Annotated in this window: 4 protein-coding genes and 1 pseudogene; all 5 read right to left on the reverse strand. The window is 42.9% G+C overall.

Annotation, left to right across the window (positions count from 1 at the left end; genetic code table 11):
* Window positions 1–129: helix-turn-helix domain-containing protein (locus F6K63_RS36145; protein WP_287314916.1), on the reverse strand; the 129-nt coding region annotated here is incomplete at its 3' end.
* Between the two features lie 273 nt (window positions 130–402).
* The gene (locus F6K63_RS36150; RefSeq protein WP_287314912.1) at window positions 403–1,413 is read right to left on the reverse strand and encodes a chemotaxis response regulator protein-glutamate methylesterase; all 1,011 of its coding nucleotides are present in this window, start codon (window positions 1,411–1,413) and stop codon (window positions 403–405) included.
* Between the two features lie 83 nt (window positions 1,414–1,496).
* On the reverse strand, window positions 1,497–4,067 hold the full coding sequence (locus F6K63_RS36155) for a hybrid sensor histidine kinase/response regulator (RefSeq protein WP_287314914.1): 2,571 nt from the start codon (window positions 4,065–4,067) through the stop codon (window positions 1,497–1,499).
* A gap of 291 nt (window positions 4,068–4,358) precedes the next feature.
* Complete coding sequence (locus F6K63_RS36160; protein WP_008187552.1) at window positions 4,359–5,111, reverse strand: chemotaxis protein CheW; 753 nt, start codon at window positions 5,109–5,111, stop codon at window positions 4,359–4,361.
* Window positions 5,112–5,225: 114 nt separating this feature from the next.
* Window positions 5,226–5,361, reverse strand: a pseudogene (locus tag F6K63_RS36165) (IS4 family transposase); the annotation flags it as partial.

The following is a 5,361-nucleotide window of genomic DNA, read 5'->3' on the forward strand; positions in this document are numbered from 1 at the left end:
ACTAGCTAGATAGCGGCGGTGACCTCCAGGAGACCTAATGCATTGGATTTTTCCTGCATCTGCCCATCTAGCTAGGGTTTTGGGATTATAACCATATCGTTTTTGAGCTTCGGTTGGAGTAAGATACATATTTGTCCGTATTGTACCGTTACATCCTAATATATCCCGATATGATTGGGCTTGGTTAAGCGGCTATCAATCAGATCAGGTACAGCATCGATAAATAACTTGGGGTTAGCTAATTTGTTTAGCAGTTTATCAAATTTTGTTCAATACTCTGGGCAAACTGGGAAAACTATGTCATGCCAATTGTGATTAATAGTCAGTTATTGTTAAGAATTATTATAAGAGATCAATGTTGTGCAATAAAAATGATATTGGAATTGAGCTATAGGAATTTACCTAAGGCTTAAAAGCGAATCCTTTGATTAGGGCAGGTGCGATCGCGTCTAGGGGCAAAATTTCCACCGCCGCCTTCAACTCTGCTGCTGCTTTCGGCATCCCATAAACCACGCAACTGCTTTTATCTTGGGCAATAGTATGCCAACCTTTAGAGCGCAACAGTTTTAGCCCTTCAGCTCCATCTCTACCCATGCCAGTTAACAACACAGCCGTGCCCTTGCGCTTCCAGTACTCGGCTAAACTTTTGAAAAAAACATCCACGGAGGGGCGGTAGGGATAATTACTGGGTTTGCTGGTGTAGGTTAACCTCAAATTCGATGTTAAACACAGGTGGTCTTTGGTTCCAGCAATCAATACTTTCCCTACTTCTGGACGGCTACCGTCAGACGCTAGCTGGACTACCAAGGGTGTCTGATTATTCAACCACTGCACTAATCCTGAAGCAAACTGCAGATCCACATGCTGGACAATCACAATTGCTGCACTGAAACTTGCTGGTATGCTGGAGAGAATCGTTGCTAGAGCCTTTGGTCCTCCAGTCGAAGCACCAATTGCGATTAACGGCGGAAGATGGAGTTGGGAATTTCGGGCTGGGGATTTTGAATTTGGGGTGGATTTTCCGATCAGTTTACCAATGGTAGCAATTTTAGTAAGTAGTTCCTGGGCAGCATCTGGGTTACCGCGAGTGCCCAAAACTGGCAGACTGACAGCATCTAAGGCTCCATATCCGAGGGCTTCAAATACTTTCGATGAATTCTGCTGGATGCTAGCGGTTACCACTAAAATCGCACAGGGACAATGTTTCATGATCTGGCGAGTTGCCTCAACCCCATCTATTACTGGCATGGTCAAATTCATCAAAATTAAGTCTGGGAGGTCTTTGGTACATTTGGCAATAGCTTCGGCACCATCACTAGCCACCCAAGCTACTTGATAGTCTTGAACCCCCATCAAGACACGCCGCAGGGTTTCTACTGCCATCATTGAATCATTAACAATTGCTATTTTCATGTCATAAAAATGCTGATTACTTTTTTATAAGGGAGTCGGGAGTCGGGAGTCGGGAGTAATCACTAATCACTAATCACTAATCACTAATCTCCAATTAAGTCAATCACCGCATTCAACAACGAATCATCATGGAAACTACTCTTGGTTAGATAATAATCTGCGCCAGCTTCCAAACCTTGAATACGGTCTTGTTCCCGGTCTTTATAGGAAATAATAATCACAGGGATTGATTTTAATTTATCATGGCTTTTAATATGGCTGACTAGCTCAATGCCGTTCATGCGGGGCATATCAATATCACTAATAACTAAATCATAAGGGTTGGTACGAACAGCGTTCCAACCATCCATGCCATTAACAGCTATTTCCACCTCATAACCTTGGTTTTCCAGTAACTTACGTTCCATTTGCCGCACGGTAATGGAATCATCAACTACTAGAATTCGTTTCCGCTGTTGGATATCAGTATCATCAGTATCAGCACTGACTTGGTTCAACTGGCGGCTATTGAGTAGATTATCAATGGAGCGCACTAAATCTGACACATCCACAATTAGAATCGGCGAACCGTCTCCCATCAAAGCAGCAGCATTGATATCCTGAACTTTGCCCAGCCTCGGATCTAATGGTCGAACCACCAAATCCCGTTCACCTAAAAATTTATCAACTACTAATCCAAAACGATTCGATTGGTCACTGATGATCACGACTGGTAGGGTTTCAGATTTGATATAAGAGTCATCTAACTCCAAGACTTGGTGGGCAGCTACCAGTCCAATGTTTTCATCATTAAGGGTAAAATATTGCCGGTTTTCTACTACAGAAATTTCTTTTTTATCTACCATGAAAATTTGGTCAATTCGTGCTAGCGGAAACGCATAAGGTTCACCATATATATCCACTAATAGGGTACGAATAACTGATAGAGTCAGAGGCAATTGGAAGTGGAAACTCGTTCCTTGTCCTAGCTTAGAGGTAGCTCGCAGGGTGCCACCTACCTCTTGTGCCATACTCTTGGCAATATCTAAACCAACCCCACGACCAGAAATTTCGGTTACCTGCTTAGCAGTAGAAAATCCCGGCAAAAATAGAAACTCCATCAGCTCATGTTCAGCTAGCTGGCTTGCCATCTCTGGGGTGATCATTTTTTTGCGGACAATTTTTTCCCGCAATTTCTCTGGATCTATGCCTTTGCCATCGTCAGCAACAGTAATCGATAACATCCCACCACGATGAACAGCTTCCAGTCGCACTGTGCCTTGGGCTGGTTTCCCCATTGCTACACGCTCTTGGGGAGGTTCAATACCATGGTCTACAGAGTTACGCAAAATATGAGTCAGTGGTGCTTCTAGTTTCTGTAAAATATCTCGATCTACTGCCGTAGATTTGCCAGTAATGTCTAATTTAACTTTTTTATTCAGCTTTCTGGCTATATCCCTAATCATGCGAGGAAAACTCTGTACCCCATCAGCAAAAGGACGCATATGAGACGCAATCACTTCTCGGTAAAGACGATCCGAAAGATTAGCAGTGCGACGAGCATACAGTTCCAGTTCACTCATGCGATCGCCTAAAATTTCTCGACATTCCTGTTCCTTTTGTCGAGCGACTTTCAGATATTCCTCCCCCACTTGATTGACCTGGGATATTGCTAAAGCATCCTGTAATTTTTCCAGGATCTTCGATAATTCCATTTGATGTTTCTTGAGGGTCATCAAAGAATCAGCAAACGGTTGTAGCCAATTCGCCTCCACTAGGGATTCACCAGCTAAACCCATTAAGCTATTTAAGTTTTCAGCACTGACTCGCACAACTCTCTCTTTAGCTTCCGGCTTTTTGGCACTATCCAAAGCCATCGATGGTTGCTCAGTTAAATCATTTTTTGGGGTAGATGAGGATTGATTGTCTTTGGCAGCCACTGGGGTTTGAGGCTTGTGGCTAACAGTCTGCTCCAAGGGTTGACTTTCAATCTCTATCGTGGTCTTGTCAGACTCCTGACTAGGTACTTGAGGGGGAGAATCGGTTTGAGCCTGGTGAGTTACTACCTGATCAATATTTTGTTGATCTAGATGGTGCTGATCAACAGTTTGCTGATGAGTCTCTATGGCTGTATTCGTAGTATCGAGAGTGGAAACTTCGGAAGGATCATCTATAGCGCTTAGTTTTTCCGACTTCTGTGGCCCGGAGGTACTAGGGGCAGGAGATGGAGATGGCTGTTGTGGGGAGGAGGGTGCAGATTCTGGTGCGAGAATTTTAGCGATCGCAATACTCTGACCTTCAATGGCTTGCCCATGTTCAGACAGCCATTGGTCTAAATTAACTTCACTAACTTGGCTGATTTGTTGGAGGAAATCGACACCTTGCAGCAGGATATCAATGTGATCTGCCTGGAGGGTAATGGTTTTATTCATAGCTGCCACAAAGCAATCCTCCATAGTATGAGCGATGTTAACGGCAGCATCAATTTGGACAATCCGGGCAGCACCTTTAATGGAATGGGCTGCACGCATTAGGGATTCCAGTTCTTGGCTGGAGGAAGGATTACTTTCCAGAGCCAATAAATTGTCATTTAATATCGTTGCTTGGCTTTCCACCTCCATGCGGAATAAATCCAACATGGAGAAATTGCTCATATCTTGTCCGCTGTCTGTCATAGGATTTTAGAGTTTAGAGTTTGGATTTATGATATTTTTTAAGCATTCAGCGGTCAGCGGTCAGCGGTCAGCCGTCAGTTTATTTTATTCAAAAGCTGTTCGCACCTCAAGTAGCGTGGCCATAGACCCAAAGCTGATAGCTGATAGCTGATAGCTGATAGCTGATAGCTGATAGCTGATAGCTGATAGCTGATAGCTGATAGCTGATAGCTGATAGCTGATAGCTCATAGCTCATAGCTGACGCCTGAATACCTACATAGATAGCACTTGACCCCCATCACCCCATTGGATTACATAATCTTCCGATTGAGGGTGTAAAACAATAACTCATCGTCCAAGTAATTCACCTTTTTATCCTGCCAGATAATTATCCATTTTGTATAAGTATCTGTAGCTTTAGAAATAACCGCTGGTGCATCGAGTAATTCATTAGTATGAAACCGTTGAACACTAAAAATTTCATCAACGGGAAAGACCCATCGGTTGCTCTCAATTTCCACAACCACCATCCGTTGATACATGACAGGACTCACATTCGTTTTGGATTTTCGAGTTAGGGGCTGTTGGATTTTGGATTGCTCGGAACCTGAGTTAGCAGGATTATCTTCCAAACCCAGGAGATTGCTGAGGGAAACGCACATTAGGATTTCCCCACGAATATTCACGATTCCCAGTAATATCTCGTTGCTGCGGTGGGGGATGGTGTGGATAACACAAGGCTGGGTTACTTCTTTGAATAACTTTGCCGACAATGCCAACCATTCTACTCCTAGCCGAAAGATAATTACGGATATGGTTTCCCCTAGTTGTGTCAGAGCACTTTCACCTTGTGGGACAGATTGGGAAACCAGTAAGTTAGTCCATTCATTAATGTAACCTGGAGGCGGTTCACGTTCAAGCAAGCCGCGCCCTGCTAAAGAATAAACCGGACAGTTGCGGCAATGAATGAAGGTTTTTAGTTCTGGGCAGGAGCGATCGCCTGTCACTCCGATTTGGTTCCAACAATCGTTAAAACTTGGTTTATTACTTGTATAAATTGACATTATGTTTTTTTTTAGTATAGTTTATAAACAAAAATTATTATGCTAGTTTAAGCATCGAAAATTAATAATTAAAAAATTGGATATTATCTAAATATAATTGAGTAATTTCCTTAGTTAATGAACCTGGGGGGGCGACATGAGAGCTAAAAAGTAGACTGTATAAGCTTCATAGCTCTCATACCTCGTAAATAATGATCGAGCTTATGACGACTTAAATGCATCAAATTTTCAACTAATCCCCAACATTTAT

The sequence above is a fragment of the Moorena sp. SIO1G6 genome (genome assembly GCF_010672795.1).
Taxonomy (GTDB): domain Bacteria; phylum Cyanobacteriota; class Cyanobacteriia; order Cyanobacteriales; family Coleofasciculaceae; genus Moorena; species Moorena producens.